Genomic DNA, 19191 nt, shown 5'->3' on the forward strand with positions numbered 1-19191 from the left:
GGGGCCGGGCAGTGGGTGTGGCCCGGTGCCGGGGGTGGTGCTCGGTCAGCGTTGCGGGCGGGCCGCGAGCATCGCGGCGTGCAGGGCCTCGGGCGTGGGCGCGGGAGGGAGCGGGGAGCGGGCCCGGTCCGCGCGGCAGGCGTCGAGGATCAGGGCGACCAGCCGCCGCCACGCCTCCGGAGCCGCGCAGCGGGTCGAGCCGAGCACTCCGGCGTTGGCCATCAGGATCAGCGTCAGGTCCTGACCGGTGAAGTCGGCGCGCAGGGCTCCGGCGGCCTTCGCGCGCTCGATCACCATGTCCGTCGCGGCCATCGCCCGCTCACGCGGACCCTCCAGCGACCGGGCACCGGGGAAGCAGACCGTGAAGGCCTCGGTCACGCCCTGGTCGGTGGCCTGCATGCCGCAGATGTGCTCGACCAGCCCGTGGAATCCCTCCCAGGGATCGGCGGCCGTCACCGCCTTCTCGGCGGCGTCGGCGAACTGGGCCATCCGGTCGGCCAGGATCGCCTCGATGAGTGCCTCGCGGTCCGGGAAGCGCCGGTAGAGGGTGGCGATGTTCACCTCGGCCCGGCGGGCTATCTCCTCCAGGGGAACCTCGAGGCCCCGCTGGCCGAAGGCGGTGCGGGCGGCCTCCAGGATGCGCTCCCGGTTGATCTCGGCGTCCTTGCGCAGGCCCCGCCGCTTGCACGATTCCATAGGGGCATTCTATGAAGTGAAGATGTTCCTGCGTTTATGCTACGGTGGCGGCAAACGAAGGCATGCCTTCACTTATATGCGGAGTACCTCATGAACGTTGTCCTCTGGATCGCGCAGGGTCTGCTCGCCGCGATGTTCCTTATCGCGGGCCTCACCAAGTCCACCCAGCCGCGCGAGAACCTGATCGCCAGATTGGGGGGATGGGTGGAGGACTTCTCCGGCGGTCAGATCAAGGCCATCGGCATCCTTGAGGTGCTGGCCGGGGTCGGGCTGATCCTGCCCGCTCTCACCGGCATCCTGCCCGTGCTGACCCCGCTCGCCGCCGCGGGCCTGGTGATCACGATGATCGGCGCCATCGTCGTGCACGCCCGGCGAAAGGAGTACTCGGCACTCCCGATGAACCTGGTGCTCCTCGTGCTGGCCGCCTTCGTGGCGTGGGGCCGGTTCGGGCCCCACGCCCTCTGATGCTCCAGGCCCGGCGGCGCGCCGGGGCGGGGAAGGTCAGGCGGCGAGCTCGGCCCGCACCACCCGGCCGAGCTCGCCCAGCACCTCGGTGTTGAGCAGGTAGGCGAGCTTGGTCTCGCGGATGATCCGCTGCTTCTCGGCCTCGTCCACGGGCAGCGCGTCCAGCCGGGCGCGATACTCGTTCTTGAACCGCGGCAGGCTGCCGACCTCGTCGAACAGGTAGAAGTCGACGCCGCCGCCCGGCTGGTAGCCGTAGATCTTCTGCAGCTCCATCCGGATGAACTGCCCGCCGGACAGGTCGCCCATGTAGCGGGTGTAGTGGTGGGCGATGTAGCCGCCCGGCCAGGTCGCGACCTGGTTGATCCGGGCGACCAGCGTCCGGGTCGGCTTGGAGGGCTCGATCCTGGACTTCCAGCCGGCGCCGTAGACGGTCTCCAGGTCGCGGATCAGCGACTCCTCCCGGTAGAGCTCGGGGAAGACGAACGGCCCGGCGACCGGGTCGTCGGCGAGCGACCTGGAGGCGCCGTCGAGGGCGACGTAGGCGAAGTAGTGCTGGGCGATCAGCTCCCCGTAGGCCTCGCGGCTGAGCTGCCCGGCCATCAGGGCCTTGAGGTAACTGTCGTCCTCGGCCGACTCGTGGTCGCCCCAGGTGGCGTTCCTGAGTACTTCGGAGAACGGCGACTCGCTCATGATCACTCCGCGTCGAATGGGCCTTTCGCGACTTTCATGACACAGTGTCACAAAAGCGGATGGATCCCGTCAAGCTGATCACGACACTCTGTCATCAAACCGCCTCCGGGCGCGCCGGAGCAGCCAGACCGCCCCCAGCGGCGCGGCGAACACCGGCAGCCAGGCCAGCCGGTGCAGCGGCCACACCGGCTCGGTGGGCGGCGTCAGCAGGCCGGGCACGTCGCCGAAGCGCAGCGCCGCCAGGACGGTCGCGGTCAGCGCGGTCTGGTGCCACAGGAAGAGCGTCATCGCGCCCAGGTTGGCCACCGCCACCGCCGCCCACAGCCGGGGCCGCCGCATCAGCCGGGCCAGCGGCTCGCGCACCAGCAGCGCCAGCCCCACCTGGGCGACCCCGAAACAGACCACGGCCAGCGTGGGCGGGCCGAGATTGGAGATCTCCGCCCCCGCCACGCCCACCATGCTCGCCGGATACCCGAACCCGGCCACCAGCACCGCGGCCCCGGCCGCGCCGCCCGCCAGCAGCGCCGCCGCGGTCCGGCGCGAGGCGAGCGCGCCGCCTGCCCAGCCGACCCCGAGCACGTACGGCAGCAGCCACCCGGCCGCCAGGTTCACCCACTTCAGCCAGTCCGGCCCGGCTTCCCCGAACCTGAGCGCGTCCACCACGAGCACGACCGCGAACGCCGAGACGGCCACGGCGCCCGGCCGTACCCGCAGCAGCAGCGGAGTGGCCGCGCTGAGCGCGGCGAAGACCGCCAGGAACCACAGCGGCCCGACGGCCGGCAGCGCCAGCGCCCTGATCGTCCCGTACGGCATGCCGTGCAGCGCCATCCCGGCGGCGATCCCCGTCCAGACCAGCGCCAGCGGTCCCACCGGCCGCAGCAGCCGCCCCGTCCTGGCCCGCACCCAGGCCGGGTACCCGGTGGCCGAGCGCAGGCTCCGCGCCGCCGCGTAGCCGCCCACGAAGAAGAACACCGCCAGCGTCTGCAACACCCACGACAGCGGGGTGAGCGCCGGCAGGTAGGCGAGCGGGCTGGAGATGTACACCTTCCCGCCGGGCCCGTGCACCCACGTCGTGACCAGCCAGTGCCCCGCGACGACCCCGAGGATCGCCAGCGCGCGCAGCGCGTCCACCCCCCGGTCCCGGCCCGCCGGGGTGGCACTCTCGATCCGGGCGGCGGCGCTAGCCACGCGACACCTCGCCCGTCCGGCCGAGGGCGATCAGGGTGAGGTTGCGCAGGGACTCGCTGCCGGGCCTGAGATAGTCGCTGTGCCCGGCGGGCCCGGTCGCGAACAGCCGGGCGCCGAAGGAGGGGGCGGCCGGGTCGGGGCCGAAGCCGAGCGGCCCGAGCCGGAGCTTGGGCGCCTTCCGCACCCAGTCCCGGCTGCCGCTGCCGGCCCACAGCCGGGCGCCGCCCAGCGCGGACGCGTGGGGGACGCCCAGGCCGGGGCTGCCGAAGACGGCCACATCCGCGACGTCCGACCTGGGCGCGGCCATGGCGCACACGACCGACCCGTAGCTGTGGCACAGCAGGCTGACCCGTTTGCCGCCGAGCGTCTCGGCGACGTAGCGCCGCAGTTCCACGGCGCCCCTCCTGGCGGCCCCGTCGGTCACCGCCGCGAGGCTGACGGTCCCCGGGCTGTCGTACCCGAGCCAGGCGACCACCGCCAGCCCGGCCCGGGGGTCCAGCGCCCGCGCCTCGGCCAGCACCGCCCGGGCGCCGCCCCCCGGCGTGCTGTACGGCTTGGCCCTGCCGCCGTCGAAGTTGGCGACCGTGGTGTCGGAGCCCGGGACGATGACCGCGACGTGCCCGGCCGTACGGAGATCGCCGTAGACCCTGACGATCCGGTCGCCACGGGGAGCGGGGACGATCGCATAGGTGAGCGCGGCGGCGGTGGCCACGGCGAGCACGCGGCGGAACATGGAGCCTCCTGTCCGGTTGGGGAACCGGACAGGACATTAGGAATCGGGGCCTGTCGCCCACGTCATCCCCGGAGACCCATCTCGCGGGTCCCTCCCAGGGGTGAGGGAGGTTCGGCGGGGGCGGGGGCGGGTGGGGCAGGGGCTCACCGGCTCGGGCGGGCGGGGGTGAGAGCGGGGCCGGGGCTCACCCGCCCAGGCGTGCGGGGTGAAGCGGGGCCGGGACTCACCCGCCCGGGCGGACCAGGCCCGTCTCATAGGCGTGGACGATCGCCTGGGCCCGGTCGCGCAGGTTCAGCTTCGCCAGGATCCGGCCCACGTGGGTCTTGACCGTCTGCTCCGACAGCACGAGCTCCTCGGCGATCTCCTGGTTGGAGCGGCCCTGGGCGATGAGGGCGAGCACCTCGGTCTCCCGCTCGGTGATGTCGTCCAGCCGGCCGCGCGGGCGGCGCGGCCCGACGCGCGCGAACTCCGAGATCAGCCGCCTGGTCACCGAGGGCGCGAGCAGCGCCTCCCCGGCCGCGACCACCCGGACCGCCTCGGCGAGCTGCTGGGCGGAGGCGTCCTTGAGCAGGAATCCGCTGGCCCCGGCCCGCAGCGCCTCGTACACGTAGTCGTCGAGGTCGAAGGTGGTCAGGATCAGGACCTTCGGCGGGGAGCCGTCCCCGTCCAGGATCGCCCGCGTCGCGGCCAGGCCGTCCATGACCGGCATCCGCACGTCCATCAGCACCACGTCCGGCCGCAGCTCGGCCACCCGGGCCACGGCCTCGCGGCCGTCGGCCGCCTCGCCCACGACCTCTATGTCCGGCTGGGAGTCCAGGAACACGGTGAACCCGGTCCTGACCATGCCCTGGTCGTCGGCGATGAGCACCCGGATCGTCATGCGTTCTCCACGATCGGAAGTATGGCGGTGACCGCGAAGCCCGTTCCCACCGGCCCGGTCCACAGCCTTCCGCCGAGCATGGAGACCCGTTCCCGCATCCCGATCAGGCCGTGCCCCGTGTGCCCCGGCTCTCCCGCGTGCTCCGGCGCGGCGGGGGAGCGGCGCCTGGCGTCGTTCTCCACGTGGATGTGCAGTTCGGCGCCGGAGCGGCTGATCCTCATCGAGACGGCCGAGCCCGGCGCGTGCCGCATGGCGTTGCTGAGCGACTCCTGCGCGATCCGGTAGGCGGACAGGCTCACCGCCGTGGGCAGCCCCATCAGGTCGCCGCCCAGCTTGAGCGTCACGGTGAGCCCGGCCGAGCGCGCGGTGCCGACGAGCTCCTCCAGGCGGCCGAGGCCCGGCTGCGGCGCGGTGTCCGCGCGCCCGTCGCCGTCCCGGAGCACGCCCACGACGCGGCGCATCTCGGTCATGGCCGCCAGCGACAGCGCGCGGATCTCTCGCAGCCCCTCCTCCAGGCGCCCGGCGTCCCCGGCCGCCTGCAGCGGCACGGCCTCCGCCTGGATGGCGATCACCGACATGTGGTGGGCGACGACGTCGTGCAGCTCCCTGGCGATCCTGGCCCTCTCCTCCAGCGTGGCCTGCGCTGTCAGGGCCCGCTCGCTGCGCCGTTCCTCCTCGGCCAGGCGCCTGGCGGCCAGCCGCCGGGCGCGCACGTTGTAGCCGAAGAGCGCGGTGACGCTCAGCAGGATCGCGGCTATGACGAGGTCGTCCCGGCTGGTGGCCGAGAGCGCCACGCAGAGCATGGAGGAGATCCACACGCCCAGGGTCGTCTCCCGGCCGCAGCGGACCGCGACGGAGTAGACGACCAGGAGGTAGGCGGCGATCCCGGCTATCGACACGGGATGTCCGCTCAGGGCGTCCATGACCGGGGCGGTGGTGAGCATTCCCGCCACGCTGATCCGCCATGCGGCGAGTGGCCAGCGATCGCGCAGCAGCAGCGGGAGGGAGCAGGCCGCGGCGGCGTAGTAGATCCGCCATTCGGGATAGGGGATGGAGAGCCCGGCGTTGCCCGACAGGAGCGAGGACAGCCCCCCGTCGTAGGTGAGCCAGGCGATCAGCAGGTTGGCCAGCACGACCAGGTCGACGGTCCGGAACGGCAGCAGTCCCAGGAACCTGGGGATCGGTATCCCCAGGCGGCGGGAGCGGGGGAACGGAGGGTCGGCGCGACCGCTGACCACCGCCAGGGTCAGCGGCCGGGTGAGCCGTACGAGACCGGCGGGCAGATTCACCCGGCCAGCCTAGACAGCCGCGGCCCGGACGGCGTCACGCCCGGGAGTGACCCCCCGCCTCACACCCGGGAGGTACGGCGGGCGCGGCGGGACGTCGCCGCGAAGTGAAATTACACAATTACGATCGCTCACAGCGAACACGCTCAACCTCGGGAACATTTCACGGCTCCCATTAATTGAGTCCATGTAACTCAACCTTTGGAGTTCAAATGAGTGAGAGCTTGATCCTCCCGGTTCTTCCGCTCGACGACGAGGTCGTGCTGCCGGGCATGGTGGTTCCCCTGGACCTGTCCGAGAACGAGATCCGGGCCGCGATCGACGCGGCGCAGGCTCTCGCTGACAACAAGCCAGAGGTGTTGCTCGTTCCCCGGATCGACGGGCGATACGGTTCCGTCGGGGTCCGGGCGGTAGTCGAGCAGGTGGGCAGGCTGCCCGGTGGCGAGCCGGCCGCCGTGGTGCGCGGTGTCGACCGGGTCCGCGTGGGTTCCGGCACGACCGGCCCCGGCGCGGCCCTCTGGGTGCAGGCCACCCTGGTCGAGGCCGTCCAGGTGGACGAGCGCGCCGAGGAGCTGGCCAAGCAGTACAAGGCGCTGTCCACCACCATCCTGCAGAAGCGGGGCGCCTGGCAGGTCGTCGACGCGGTCAACCAGATGGACGACCCGTCGGTCCTCGCCGACAGCTCCGGCTACGCCCCCTGGCTGAGCACCCAGCGCAAGGCCGAGATCCTTGAGACCGCCGACCCGGCCGACCGGCTCTCGATGCTGGTCGAGTGGGCGCGCGAGCACCTCGCCGAGCTCGACGTGGCCGAGACGATCCGCAAGGACGTCCAGGAGGGCATGGAGAAGCAGCAGCGGGAGTTCCTGCTCCGCCAGCAGCTCGCCGCGGTCCGCAAGGAGCTGTCCGAGCTCAACGGCACCTCCCCGGAGACCGAGGAGGAGGACTACCGCGCCCGCGTCGAGGCCGCCGACCTGCCCGCGAAGGTGCGCGAGGCCGCGCTCAAGGAGGTCGACAAGCTGGAGCGGACCTCCGACCAGTCCCCCGAGACCGGCTGGATCCGCACCTGGCTCGACACCGTCCTCGACATCCCGTGGAACGTGTACACCGAGGAGCGTCGTGCCGAAGGCGCGCCGAACGGCACTGTCGACATCGCCGCGGCCCGTGCCGTCCTCGACGCCGACCACACCGGCCTCGACGACGTCAAGGACCGCATCATCGAATACCTCGCCGTCCGCGGGCGCCGGGCCGAGAAGGGCCTCGGCGTGGTCGGCGGGCGCCGCAGCGGCGCCGTGCTCGCGCTGGCCGGCCCTCCCGGCGTCGGCAAGACCTCGCTGGGCGAGTCCGTCGCCCGCGCGATGGGCCGCAAGTTCGTCCGCGTCGCCCTCGGCGGCGTCCGCGACGAGGCCGAGATCCGGGGCCACCGGCGCACCTACGTCGGCGCCCAGTCCGGCCGGATCGTCCGGGCCGTCCGCGAGGCCGGCTCGATGAACCCGGTCGTGCTGCTCGACGAGGTCGACAAGGTCGGCTCCGACTACCGGGGCGACCCGACGGCCGCGCTGCTGGAGGTGCTCGACCCCGCGCAGAACCACACCTTCCGCGACCACTACCTGGAGGTCGAGCTCGACCTCAGCGACGTGCTGTTCCTGGCGACCGCCAACGTGCTGGAGTCCATCCCCGGCCCGCTGCTGGACCGCATGGAGATCGTGACGCTCGACGGCTACACCGAGGACGAGAAGGTCGCGATCGCCCGTGACCACCTGCTCCCGCGCCAGCTCGACAAGGCCGGCCTCACCGCCGAGGACGTCACCGTCGAGGAGGACGCGCTGCGCAGGCTGGCGGGCGAGTACACCCGGGAGGCCGGCGTCCGGTCCCTGGAGCGCTCGATCGCCAGGATCCTGCGCAAGGTGACCGCCAACGTCGCGCTCGGCGAGGGCGAGCTGCCCGTGACCGTCGGGGACCTGGTCCCCTACCTCGGCCGCCCGCGCCACGTGCCGGAGTCCTCGCTGCCGGAGTCCCGCCAGCGTACGGCGGTGCCCGGGGTGGCCACCGGCCTCGCGGTCACCGGTGCCGGCGGTGACGTCCTCTACGTGGAGGCGTCGCTGGCGGACCCGGAGACCGGCGACACCGGCCTGACCCTGACCGGTCAGCTCGGCGACGTCATGAAGGAGTCGGCCAAGATCGCCCTGTCCTACCTGCGTTCGCGCGGCGCGGAGCTGGAGCTGCCCGTGGCGTCCCTCAAGGACCGCTCGGTGCACATCCACTTCCCCGCGGGCGCGGTCCCCAAGGACGGTCCGTCCGCCGGCGTCACCCTGACCACGGCCCTGGCCTCGCTGCTGTCGGGCCGGCCGGTCAGGAACGACGTGGCCATGACCGGTGAGGTCTCCCTCACCGGCCGGGTGCTCCCGATCGGCGGGGTCAAGCAGAAGCTGCTGGCCGCCCACCGGGCGGGCATCACCACCGTGCTGATCCCGGCCCGCAACGAGCCCGACCTGGACGACGTGCCCGAGGCCGTCCGCGGCGAGCTCACCGTCCACGTGGTGAGCGACGTGCGCGAGGTCCTGGAGATCGCGCTCACCCCGGCCAAGGTCGCCGAACGCGCCGTGGCCTGACCTCTCTCCTGGTCTCCTGGACGGCCCGCTCTCCCCGGAGGGCGGGCCGTCCGCCGTCCCGGAAGGCTGGTCCCATCCACCTGACCGGCCCAAACACGCACGGCGGACATATATGGGTAAATCATCAAGTCGATTGACCGAATGATTCACCCATGCTGTCATGAGTGCATGCTGTACGACACGCCTCGGCTCGAGGCCATGGACGAGATGGTGCTCGGCGAGATCGAGGAGATGCGGCGCGACCTGAAGTACCGCCTGGCGGAGACGCACCGCTGGGACGGCCAGTTGCGGCGGCAGCTCCAGGCGCGGGCGATCCAGGGGTCGAACTCCATCGAGGGCTACCGGGCCAGCGTCGAGGACATCGAGTCGATCATGTCCGGCGAGGATCCGCTGGAGACCTCCGCCGGAGTGGCCCGGGAGATCGCCGGATACCAGCAGGCGCTGACCTATATCCGGCTTCTGTCGCGAACGCCGGTGTTCGAGTTCGACACCGGTCTGCTCCACGCGCTCAACTTCATGATGATCGGGCATCACGTGGACAAGACTCCGGGCACGGTACGGCCCGGCGGCATCTACATCCGCAACTCCGCGACGGGCGAGGTCGTCTACGAGGGCCCGGACGCAGAGGAGGTGCCGGAACTACTGGGCGAGCTGGTCGACTGGCTCAACTCGGGCGACCTCGGCGCGCCGAGCTACGTGCGGGCGGCGATGGCCCACTTCAACCTGGTGAGCATCCACCCGTGGCGGGACGGCAACGGCCGGATGTCGCGCGCGCTGCAGACACTCGTGCTCGGCAGGGATCAGATCACCACCCCGGAGTTCTCCTCGATCGAGGAGTGGCTCGGAAGCATGGAGAACACGGTCGACTACTACCGGGTGCTGAGCGCGCGCGGCAGACGGAACTGGAGCCCGAACGGGGACACGCTCCACTGGGTGCGCTTCTGCCTGCGCGCTCACCACATGCAGGCCCAGCAGGTCCGGCGGCGCCTGTCGGAGGCGGGGGAGGTGTGGATGCTGCTGGAGGGGCAGATCGACGCCGAGGGGCTGAACGCGCGGACCGTGTCGGCGCTCTACGAGGTGTTCGTCAACAGGCGGCTGCGCCGTACCCGATACCAGACGGACGAGTCGCTCAGCCAGGGGCAGGCGGCCAGGGATCTGCGTGATCTCGCGGCCAGGGGCTGGCTGCGGCCGTACGGGGAGACCAAGGGGCGCTTCTACGCGCCCGGTCCCAGGATGCAGGAGATCAAGGACGAGTTCGCCGCGCGGGTGACTCCGCTGCGCGACCCCTACCGGCGGGACTGATCCCACCGGCAGGGAGCCGGGGTGACTGAGATCACATAACGTGTCGGGAATTGGGGTAAGCGGGACTCGCGTTGAGGCAGACGTGAACGTGAGCGTGGCACAGCAGGCCGGCATGTCCCCGCAGAGGTGGGGCACGTGTTGTGGTGCGCGCATGTGTGGGATGCCCGGCATGCGCCGCATCCACGCCGTGCGCTGAACTCCGACCCCGCCCGTTCCCTTCACGAAGGCTCCGAGACCATGACCTGCCCCGCGGACGATCTCGTCCTGCGCCGTCTGAGCCATCTCCCCTTTCACCCCGGCACGCGCTAGCCCTTCCCCCGCCCGGAGTCTTTTCGACGATCTGTCTGATGTTGGGGAACAGCTGTGATTGATGTGTCAGGCCTGCGAAAGGTCTATCGAGATCGGGACCGCGAGGTGGTCGCCATCGACGGCGTCGACCTCCATGTCCGCGAAGGTGAGATCTTCGGCGTGCTCGGGCAGAGCGGCGCCGGCAAGAGCACGCTGCTGCGCTGTGTGAACCTGCTGGAGCGGCCCACCGAGGGCACCGTCACCGTGGCGGGGCAGGAGCTGACCGCGCTGGGGCAGAGCGAGCTGCGCAGGGCCCGGCAGCGGATCGGGATGATCCACCAGCATTTCGCGCTGCTGTCCTCCCGCACGGTCGCCGGGAACGTCGCGTTCCCGCTTGAGGTCATGGGGATCGGGAAGGCCGACCGCGCCAGGCGCGTCGCCGAGTTGCTGGAGCTGGTCGGCCTGGCGGACAAGGCCAGGGCGCACCCCGCGCAGCTGTCCGGCGGGCAGAAGCAGCGGGTCGGCATCGCCCGCGCGCTGGCCGGCAACCCCGCGGTGCTGCTGTCGGACGAGGCCACCTCGGCGCTCGACCCGGGCACCACGCAGTCGATCCTGGCCCTGCTCAAGAGCCTGAACCGGGAGCTCGGCCTGACCATCCTGCTGATCACCCACGAGATGAACGTCGTCAAGTCGATCTGCGACTCGGCCGCCATCATGCGCGACGGCCTGGTTGAGGAGTCCGGGGCCATCCCGGAGTTGATCGCCACGCCGGGATCCCGGCTCACCGCGGAGCTGTTCCCCCTCCCCGCGCCGGACCCCGGCAGCGTCACGATCACCTTCACCGGGCAGGCCGACGAGCCCGTGGTGTCGGAGGTGGTCCGCAAGTTCGACGTGGACGTCAACATCCTCGGCGGTGCGCTGGAGCAGGTGGCCGGCGTCTCCGCCGGCCGCCTGCGCCTGCGCCTCACCGGCGCCGAGCGCGCCGCCGCCCTCGCCTACCTGTCCGGGCGCGGCCTGCTGGTGGAGGAGAGCCCGTGAGCGAGCGCACCGGCAGACACGGCACCGAAGGACCGCGGCCGACGGAGGATGACGCATGACGTGGGATGAGATGACCCCCCTGCTGTGGGAGTCGACCTGGCAGACCGCCCAGATGGTCGCCTGGTCCACCCTGTTCACCGTGCTGATCGGGCTGCCGCTCGGCGTGGCGCTGGTCGTCACCGACCGGGACGGCCTGTTCCCGTCGTGGACCCTGAACCGGGTGCTCGGGCTGGTCGTCAACATCGGCCGCTCCCTGCCGTTCATCGTCCTGATGATCGCGGTCATCCCGCTGACCAGGCTGATCGTGGGCACGACCATCGGCACCGTCGCCTCGGTGGTGCCCCTCACCCTCGGCGCCGCGCCGTTCTTCGCCCGGCTGGTGGAGACCGCGCTGCGCGAGGTCGGCCGGGACAAGGTGCAGGCCGCTCAGGCCATGGGGGCCGGCGGGAGCACCGTCGTCGGCAAGGTCCTGCTGCCCGAGGCGATGGCGGGCCTGGTCGCGGGGCTCACCGTGACCGTGGTCGCGCTGATCTCCTACTCGGCGATGGCCGGGGCGATCGGCGGCGGCGGTCTCGGCGACCTGGCCATCCGCTACGGCTACCAGCGCTTCGAGACCACGCTCATGGTGGTCACCGTCGTCGTGCTGATCGTCATCGTCCAGCTCGTGCAGACCCTGGGCGACACCGTCGCCCGCCGTCTCACGCGTCACTGACCCCTTTCCTCCCTCCCCCCGGGATCCCGCCACAAGCGGGTGCCTGTGATCTTCCACGCCCAAAAGGAGCACACCATGCGTAAATTCATAGGAATCGCATCCGCGATCACCGCTCTGGCCCTCACCCTGACGGCCTGCGGCTCGACCGAGCCGACCACGGCCGGCGCCGGCACGACCTCCGCCACGGAGGTGCTCAAGGTCGGTGCGAGCCCGGTCCCGCACGCCCAGATCCTGAAGTTCGTCAAGGACAAGCTCGCCGCCAAGGAGGGCCTGAACCTGGAGATCGTCGAGTTCACCGACTACGTCCAGCCGAACGTGCAGCTCAACGACGGCCAGCTCGGCGCCAACTACTTCCAGCACAAGCCGTACCTGGAGGACTTCAACGCCTCCAAGGGCACCAAGCTGAGCTTCGTGCAGCCGGTCCACCTGGAGCCGCTGGGTCTGTACTCCAAGAAGGTCACCGACGTCGCCGGGCTGGCCGCCAACGCGACCGTCGCCGTGCCGAACGACGCCACCAACCTGGGGCGGTCGCTGAAGCTGCTCGCCGACAACGGCCTGGTCACCCTGAAGGACGGGGTCGGCACCGCGGCCACCGAGCGCGACGTGACCGGCAACCCCAAGAACCTGAAGTTCCAGCCACTGGAGGCCGCCCAGCTGCCCCGTTCGCTGGAGGACGTGGACGCGGCCGTCATCAACGGCAACTACGCCCTCGAGGCCGGTCTCAAGCCGGCCGAGAACGCGCTGGTGCTGGAGAAGGCCGAGGGCAACCCCTACGCCAACGGCCTGGTGGTGGCCGCCGGCAGCGAGCAGGACCCCCGCGTGGTCAAGCTCGCCAAGCTGCTCGCCGGCCCCGAGGTGAAGCAGTTCATCGAGCAGACCTACCAGGGAGCCGTCATCCCCGCCTCCTGAGGGCTGTTCCGAGGTGTGATCAGGTGGCCGGCCGGAGGCCGGGCTACCAGGTCGCCGGGCGGATGAGACCGCTCTCGTAGGCGAAGACCACCACCTGTGCGCGGTCCCGCAGCCCCAGCTTCAGCAGGACCCGGCTGAAGTGCGTCTTCACGGTGGCTTCGGCCAGGTGCATCGCCGCGGCGACCTCGGCGTTGGACAGCCCGCGCGCCACCTGGACCAGCACCTCGTGCTCGCGGGAGGTGAGCAGTGCCAGCCGCTCGTCGCGCTCGGGAGCACCGGGCATGAGCTGGGGGGCGAACTTCTCCAGCAGGCGGCGGGTGATCCGCGGGGAGACCGCGGCGTCGCCCGCCGCCACGCTGCGGATCGCGGCCAGCAGTTCCTCGGGCCGCGTGTTCTTCGGCAGGAAGCCCGAGGCCCCGGCCTTCAGCCCGGCGAAGGCGTACTCGTCCAGGTCGAAGGTGGTCAGGATGAGCACGCGCGAGCGCGGGGAGTCCCTGACTATCCTGCGGGTGGCCTCGATCCCGTCGACGCCGGGCATGCGTACGTCCATCAGCACGACGTCGGGACGGACCAGCCGGGCCGTCCGGGCGGCCTCGTCGCCGTCGCCCGCCTCGCCGGCCACCTCCATGTCCGGCTCGGCCTGGAACACCATGCGAAACGCCATGCGCAGCAGCGACTCATCGTCGGCGATCAGCAGCCGGATCGTCACGCCGTGTCCTTCCCCGCCATGTCGCCGCCGATGTCGAGGCCGGCCGCCACCCGCCAGCCGCCGCCGGGCAGCGGACCGGCATGGAGGGTACCGCCGTAGGCGGCGACGCGCTCGCGCATGCCGACCAGGCCCCGCCCGCGGGCCTCTCCTGGCGCGGGCTCCGGGCGCCCGTCGTCGACGACCTCCACGGCGGCGCACCGCGGCGTCAGGCGGACCCGGACCTCGGCCGCCGCCCCGGGGGCGTGCTTGAGCGCGTTCGTCAGGGCCTCCTGGACCAGCCGGTAGACGGTGAGCTGGGCGGTGGCGGGGATCGCCGCCGGGTCACCGGTCACCTCCAGCCGGGTCGGCAGCCCGGCCGCGCGCATCCTGCCGGTGAGAGGGCCGAGCTGGGCGATCCCGGGCGCCGGCCGCAGCCGCGCGCCGGCCTTCCGGCAGGGCTCGTCGTGCTCGCCGGCGCCGAGGGAGCGTCGCATGTCGTCCAGGGCCTGCCGCCCGGTGGCCGCGATCTGCTCCACAGCGGCGGCCGCCTGCTCCGGCGCGCCGTGCCGTACGTATGCCGCGCTGTCGGCCAGCGCCACCATGACCGACAGGTTGTGGGTGACGATGTCGTGCATGTCGCGGGTCATCCGGGCGCGTTCCTCGGCGACGGCGAGCCGTGCCCGCTGCTCGCGGTCGTGTTCCAGCGAGGTGACGTACGCCCGCCGGGCACGCGTCCACAGGCCCGTGGCGAGGGCGGCGGCGGCCATCGCGGTCAGCGCGGCCGCCGTGAACGGGAACTGGCCGGGCGGCGCCCATCGCGCCGCGGCCAGCAGCGCTCCGGCCTCCAGCGTGAGACCGGCCACCAGCGTCTGCCGCCCGGTGCAGCGCGCGCCGACGGTGCAGAGAGCGACCAGCAGCGCGGCGTCGGCGGGAAGCTGCACGCCGGCGACCCATTGGACCGCGGCCGCCGCCGTGATCGCGTAGAACACCGTCAGCGGCGCGCGCCGCCGCCACACCAGGGGCGCCACCAGGGCCACCTGAAGCAGCAGCGGCCCCGGGTCGCCGGGTGCCGGCACCCGGCCGGGCCCGAGCGTGGCAAGAAAGATCACGGCCGCCAGCAGCGCGTCGGCGGGCATGGACGGCCATCGCGTGGACGCTGCGAGGCAGGCCACCGGACGGTCGCCGTGCTTCATGCCGCTCACCCTAGTTGTCCTGCGGGTTCGCTCCCCATCCTGCTTCAGGATGAACATCCGGGCCTGTCAGCCGGAAGTCGTAGGCGTGGATCAGCCGTACGCCGCTGGCCCGGGGCCGCGCCCCGCTGCCAGCCTCGTCGGACACCGGAATCCGCAGCTCGCAAGGGACCTCACATGCTCTTCGTCAAGATCACCGCAGGGGTCGCCGGGCTGGCGCTGGCCGCGGTCACCGCGCCTGCCACGGCCGCCCCCGCCGTCCTGGCCGCCGATCACGCGCCCGCCGGGCACCGCGTCACAATGGCCCTCGCGCCTGCCGGGCACCGTGTCACGACGGCCCATCACGTGCCTGCCGGGCACCGCGTCACGATGGCCCTGCCCGCGCCTGCCGGGCCGTACCCCGTCGGCACCCTCGCCGTGCGCCTGGTCGACCGGTCGCGCCCCGACCCCCTGGTCAGGTCGGAGCCCTACCGGGAGCTGATGGTCAGCCTGTGGTACCCGGCGAAGGACACCGGCCGGACCCTGCCCGTCGCCCCCCATATGGCGCCCCTGGCCGCGGCCGACTGGGACCGCCGCTCCGCGCCGCCCATGGGCATCGCGGCGGGCGCGGTGGACTGGGCCGCCACGCCTGCCCATGCCCGCGTCGGCGCGCCGGTGGACCGCCGGGCGGGCAGGCTCCCGGTCGTGCTCTTCGGCTCCGGGGACGGCGGCCCGCGCACGCTCGGCACCGCCCTGGTGGAGGACCTGGCCGCCCGTGGCTACCTGGTCGTCACCGTGGACCACACCTACGAGGCCGACCAGGTGGAGTTCCCCGGCGGCCGGGTCGCGCGAGCCGTGCCCCTGCCGGAGAAGCTGACTCCGCGCGTCATCGCCAAGCTGCTCGCGCGGCATTCACGGGCCCGCCTGGCGGACATGCGGTTCGTCCTCGACAGGATCGCCGCGCTGGGACGCGGCCACGGCCTCGGCGAGGAGACCGGGCAGCTGCCCGCCGGGCTGCGCGGCGCCCCGGACCTGTCCCGGGTGGGAGTGCTCGGCCAGTCCCTCGGCGGGTCGGTGGCCGCACAGCTCGTCCACAACGACCGGCGCGTGGACGCGGGTGTCAATCTCGACGGCGGCTATGTCGGCCGGGTGGCGAAGTCCGGCGTCGCCAAACCGTTCCTTCAGGTCGCAGCCGAGGCGCACACCCGGGCGAGCGAACCGAGCTGGAAGTCCTTCTGGGACGCCTCGACCGGCTGGAAACGGGAGCTGCGCCTCGCGGGCGCGGCGCACGGCTCGTTCACCGACCTGCAGGTGATGCTGCCGCAGATCGCAGCGGCGTTGCCGAAGGTGCCCGCCGCCGACTTCGTCGGCACGATCGACCCCGGTCGGTCCGTGTCGGCCCAGCGGGCCTACGTCGCGGCCTTCTTCGACCTGCACCTGAACAGGCGGCCCACCCGGCTCTTCGACACCCCCGACGCCCGCTTTCCCGAAGTCTCCCTCATCCCCTGACCCGCCCACCGCCGTATGGCACGTCCCCTGACCCGGCCACCGCCGTATGGCGCGTCTCCTGACCCGCCCGCCGCCGTATGGCACGTCCCCTGACTCGGCCACCGCCGTACGGCACGGCTTCCGGACCGGGCGGTCGGCGGCCCACCGGCCACTGATCGTGTTCGGCGCGACCCGTCCGGAGCTCTCCCGCAGGGCCGCGGCTCCCGCGACGCCGCGGCCCTGTCATGCCTTCTCACCGAACATCAAACCGAGTAATGTTCGGTTTTATGCACCCGGGAGCCATCGCAGCAATTTCGCCGGACAAGCCCGCTGTGATCATGGCGGACTCCGGACAGGTCGTGACCTACCGTGAGCTGGACGAGGAGTCCAACCGGCTCGCCCACCTGTTCCGCGCCGCCGGACTCCGGCCGGGCGACCACATCGCCTTCATGCTGGAGAACCATCTGCTGTTCCTGGCGGTCGCCTGGGCCGCGCACCGGTCGGGCCTGTACTACACGGCCATCAGCTCGCGGCTGACGACCGACGAACTCGCCTACATCGTGGACAACTGCGGGGCGCGTGTGTTCGTCTCCTCCGCGAAGCTGGCGGAGGTCGCCACCTCGATCACCGGCGCGACGCCGAAAGTGGAGCTCAGGCTCATGCTGGACGGCGTCGCCCCCGGCTTCGACTCCTATGAGGAGGCGGTGGCCTCCCACCCCGCCACGCCCGTCGAGGACGAGTGCCAGGGCATGGACATGCTCTACTCCTCCGGCACCACCGGGCGGCCCAAGGGCGTCAAACCCACCCTGTCCAAGGCTCCGCTGGACACGCCGGGGCCGCTGCTGCAGCTCATCCAGTTCCTGTTCGCGCCGTCGGCCGACAGCGTCTACCTCTCCCCGGCCCCGCTGTACCACGCCGCCCCGCTGCGCTACTGCATGAGCTTCCAGCGCCTCGGCGCGACGCTCGTGGTGATGGAGAGGTTCGACCCCGAGCAGGCGCTCGCGCTGATCGAGAAGTACGGCGTCACGCACTCGCAGTGGGTGCCGACCATGTTCATCAAGATGCTCAAGCTGCCGGAGCCGGTGCGGGCACGGTACGACCTGTCGTCGCTGATCTGCGCGATCCACGCCGCCGCGCCCTGCCCGGTCCCGGTCAAGGAACGGATGATCGACTGGTGGGGGCCGATCGTCCACGAGTACTACGCCGGGACCGAGGGCAACGGATTCCTCTACGTCGGTCCTGACGACTGGCTCAAGCACAAGGGCACGGTCGGCCGCCCGCTGCTCGGCGTCGTGCACGTCTGCGACGAGGACGGCAACGAACTGCCGCCGCGCGAGCACGGCACCGTCTACTTCTCCGACGGGCCCCGATTCGTCTACCACGGCGACGAGGAGAAGACGAGATCCTCGCAGGACCCGCTGGGCCGGGGCTGGACCACCCTCGGCGACATCGGCTATCTCGACGAGGAGGGTTTCCTCTACCTCACCGACCGCCGTTCATACATGATCATCACTGGCGGGGTGAACGTCTACCCGCAGGAGGCCGAGAACGCCCTGTCCATGCATCCGAAGGTGGCGGATGTGGCGGTCTTCGGCGTCCCGGACGAGGAGATGGGCGAGCAGGTCAAGGCCGTCGTCCAGCCGATCTCCATGGATTTGGCGGGTCCGGCGCTGGAGGCCGAGCTGATCGACTACTGCCGCTCCCAGCTCGCCCCCTACAAATGCCCCAGGTCCGTCGACTTCCGTGAGGAACTGCCCCGGCATCCCACCGGGAAGCTCTACAAGCGCCTCCTCCGCGACGAATACTGGCCCGCCGGCCACTGACCCCGGAGGCCCGCGCCGGTGTGCCTCACCTCTACCGGGGCAGACGACGACCCACGAGGCCCGGACGGGAAAGTGACCTGCCCGCCAAGGCTCAGTGATGTCGATCGCCTATCTTGAAGGGATCCCGGCATGACACAGCCCCAGCCGCCCATGTGCAGGACGTGCGGAGTCGTGGTCGAACACCCCGGGCGGCACCGTGAATGGCACGAAGCCCTCGAACGCCTGGTGCCCGGTCTGGAAGCCGAGTTGGAGAGAGTGCAGGGAAGCGGGGAGCCCGACCAGGGCTTCACGTTCTAGATTGACGCGCCGGCTCCGGTGCGGGCCCGGTCAGCGGCGCACCTGCCGGGGCGTGATCACCATGGTCAGGCCGTCGAGCAGGCGTTCGAGGCCGAAGGTGAACAGCGACTCCAGGTCGAGCTCCGTGCCCGGCTCCGCGACCTGGGCGATCAGCGGCCCGTCGACGGAGAGCCGGGCCGCGCTCCACTGCCTGCTGGTCATCCCCGTGTCCAGCTCGGCGCCGACCTCGCTCTCGATGTTCACCGCCGTCCCCCGCACATAGTTGACCATCGTGGCGTAGATGTGCATCCGGGTGCCCGGATCCAGGTCGAGGCCGTCGAGCGCGCGCAGGGTCCACAGCCCGTACGCCAGCAGCCCCGGCAGCGTGACCGGCCGGGTGATGGACACGAGCCGCGGCAGCCAGGGATGGCGCTGGTAGGCCGCCCACTGCAGCTGGGCGGCCACCCGCAGGTGGGAACGCCACCCCGGCGGCGGCTCCGGATAGCTGATCTCGGCGAACGCGGCGTCGGCGATCAGCTGGGTGAGTTCGGCCTTGGCCTCGAGCTGCCGGTGGAGGGTCATGGTGGCGACCCCGAGCTTGGCCGCCACCGCCCGCATGGACAGCGCGGCCAAGCCGTCGGCGTCGGCGATCTCCAGGGCCGCGCGGACGATCCGGTCGCGTTCGAGCCCCCCTGCCGAACGCGAGGGCAGCCGCCGGGGAGCGACCACGGCGCCGACCCGGGGGGCGGACTCGATGGCGCCCACCTGCTTGAGCGCGGCCAGCGCCTTGGTGGCCGTCGCCATGGCGACGCCCCACTCACGCATGATCGCCCTGGTGGTGGGGATGGGGTCGCCGGGCCGCAGCTCTCCGTCGGCGATGCGTCGCTCGATGTCGGCGACGATCCGGAGGTACGGCGGTCGCGGATCGTTCACGAGGCCATGGTGCCACGC

Annotated in this window: 18 protein-coding genes; 9 read left to right on the forward strand and 9 right to left on the reverse strand. The window is 71.8% G+C overall.

Features of this window, described 5'->3' with window-relative positions:
* Positions 1-45: 45 nt before the first annotated feature.
* Positions 46-696, reverse strand: a complete 651-nt coding sequence (locus tag BM085_RS32900) for a TetR/AcrR family transcriptional regulator (protein ID WP_093890715.1) — start codon at positions 694-696, stop codon at positions 46-48.
* Positions 697-786: 90 nt separating this feature from the next.
* Between BM085_RS32900 and BM085_RS32905 the strand changes: the two genes are divergently transcribed.
* Complete coding sequence (locus BM085_RS32905) at positions 787-1161, forward strand: DoxX family protein (protein WP_093890716.1); 375 nt, start codon at positions 787-789, stop codon at positions 1159-1161.
* A gap of 36 nt (positions 1162-1197) precedes the next feature.
* On the opposite strand, the gene BM085_RS32910 is transcribed toward BM085_RS32905, so the two are convergent.
* From BM085_RS32910 to BM085_RS32930, 5 genes are all read right to left on the reverse strand, one after another.
* The gene (locus BM085_RS32910) at positions 1198-1851 is read right to left on the reverse strand and encodes a biliverdin-producing heme oxygenase (RefSeq protein WP_093890768.1); all 654 of its coding nucleotides are present in this window, start codon (positions 1849-1851) and stop codon (positions 1198-1200) included.
* 78 nt (positions 1852-1929) lie between these two features.
* On the reverse strand, positions 1930-3039 hold the full coding sequence (locus BM085_RS32915) for an acyltransferase family protein (protein WP_093890717.1): 1110 nt from the start codon (positions 3037-3039) through the stop codon (positions 1930-1932).
* Positions 3032-3772: an alpha/beta hydrolase gene (locus BM085_RS32920; RefSeq protein WP_093890718.1), complete on the reverse strand. Its 741-nt coding sequence runs from the start codon at positions 3770-3772 to the stop codon at positions 3032-3034. Before BM085_RS32920 ends, BM085_RS32915 begins: the two co-directional genes overlap by 8 nt.
* Positions 3773-3995: 223 nt before the next feature.
* Positions 3996-4652 (reverse strand): response regulator, encoded by a 657-nt coding sequence (locus BM085_RS32925; protein ID WP_012889932.1) that lies wholly within the window; start codon positions 4650-4652, stop codon positions 3996-3998.
* Positions 4649-5941, reverse strand: coding sequence for a sensor histidine kinase (locus tag BM085_RS32930; protein WP_093890719.1), 1293 nt, complete (start codon positions 5939-5941; stop codon positions 4649-4651). Before BM085_RS32930 ends, BM085_RS32925 begins: the two co-directional genes overlap by 4 nt.
* A gap of 209 nt (positions 5942-6150) precedes the next feature.
* On the opposite strand from BM085_RS32930, the gene lon reads away from it, so the two are divergent.
* From lon to BM085_RS32955, 5 genes are all read left to right on the forward strand, one after another.
* Positions 6151-8547: an endopeptidase La gene (gene lon, locus BM085_RS32935; RefSeq protein ID WP_093890720.1), complete on the forward strand. Its 2397-nt coding sequence runs from the start codon at positions 6151-6153 to the stop codon at positions 8545-8547.
* A gap of 168 nt (positions 8548-8715) precedes the next feature.
* Positions 8716-9849 carry a Fic family protein gene (locus tag BM085_RS32940; protein WP_093890721.1) on the forward strand — a complete coding sequence of 378 codons (1134 nt, stop codon included), beginning with the start codon at positions 8716-8718 and terminating at the stop codon, positions 9847-9849.
* Between the two features lie 363 nt (positions 9850-10212).
* On the forward strand, positions 10213-11175 hold the full coding sequence (locus BM085_RS32945) for a methionine ABC transporter ATP-binding protein (RefSeq protein ID WP_093890722.1): 963 nt from the start codon (positions 10213-10215) through the stop codon (positions 11173-11175).
* A 55-nt stretch (positions 11176-11230) separates the two neighbouring features.
* Complete coding sequence (locus BM085_RS32950; RefSeq protein ID WP_086574677.1) at positions 11231-11887, forward strand: methionine ABC transporter permease; 657 nt, start codon at positions 11231-11233, stop codon at positions 11885-11887.
* A gap of 75 nt (positions 11888-11962) precedes the next feature.
* Positions 11963-12796, forward strand: a complete 834-nt coding sequence (locus BM085_RS32955) for a MetQ/NlpA family ABC transporter substrate-binding protein (RefSeq protein WP_093890723.1) — start codon at positions 11963-11965, stop codon at positions 12794-12796.
* A 43-nt stretch (positions 12797-12839) separates the two neighbouring features.
* Here BM085_RS32955 and BM085_RS32960 read toward each other — a convergent pair whose 3' ends face one another.
* Both BM085_RS32960 and BM085_RS32965 read right to left on the reverse strand, forming a co-directional pair.
* The gene (locus tag BM085_RS32960; protein WP_093890724.1) at positions 12840-13505 is read right to left on the reverse strand and encodes a response regulator transcription factor; all 666 of its coding nucleotides are present in this window, start codon (positions 13503-13505) and stop codon (positions 12840-12842) included.
* Positions 13502-14677 carry a sensor histidine kinase gene (locus tag BM085_RS32965; RefSeq protein WP_245789842.1) on the reverse strand — a complete coding sequence of 392 codons (1176 nt, stop codon included), beginning with the start codon at positions 14675-14677 and terminating at the stop codon, positions 13502-13504. The genes BM085_RS32960 and BM085_RS32965 overlap by 4 nt, the downstream gene beginning before the upstream one ends.
* A 174-nt stretch (positions 14678-14851) precedes the next feature.
* On the opposite strand from BM085_RS32965, the gene BM085_RS32970 reads away from it, so the two are divergent.
* The 3 genes from BM085_RS32970 to BM085_RS44820 all read left to right on the forward strand — a co-directional run bounded on the left by BM085_RS32970 (position 14852) and on the right by BM085_RS44820 (position 18261).
* Positions 14852-16162: an alpha/beta hydrolase family protein gene (locus tag BM085_RS32970; protein WP_093890725.1), complete on the forward strand. Its 1311-nt coding sequence runs from the start codon at positions 14852-14854 to the stop codon at positions 16160-16162.
* Positions 16163-16428: 266 nt separating this feature from the next.
* Positions 16429-17964, forward strand: coding sequence for an acyl-CoA synthetase (locus BM085_RS32975; RefSeq protein ID WP_093890726.1), 1536 nt, complete (start codon positions 16429-16431; stop codon positions 17962-17964).
* Positions 17965-18093: 129 nt separating this feature from the next.
* Entirely contained in the window at positions 18094-18261 is a 168-nt protein-coding gene (locus BM085_RS44820) for a hypothetical protein (RefSeq protein WP_177245392.1), read from the forward strand.
* A 30-nt stretch (positions 18262-18291) separates the two neighbouring features.
* On the opposite strand, the gene BM085_RS32980 is transcribed toward BM085_RS44820, so the two are convergent.
* Positions 18292-19173 (reverse strand): TetR/AcrR family transcriptional regulator, encoded by an 882-nt coding sequence (locus BM085_RS32980; RefSeq protein ID WP_093890727.1) that lies wholly within the window; start codon positions 19171-19173, stop codon positions 18292-18294.
* Between the last annotated feature and the right edge of the window lie 18 nt (positions 19174-19191).

The organism is Streptosporangium canum (assembly GCF_900113865.1).
GTDB classification, from domain to species: Bacteria; Actinomycetota; Actinomycetes; order Streptosporangiales; family Streptosporangiaceae; genus Streptosporangium; species Streptosporangium canum.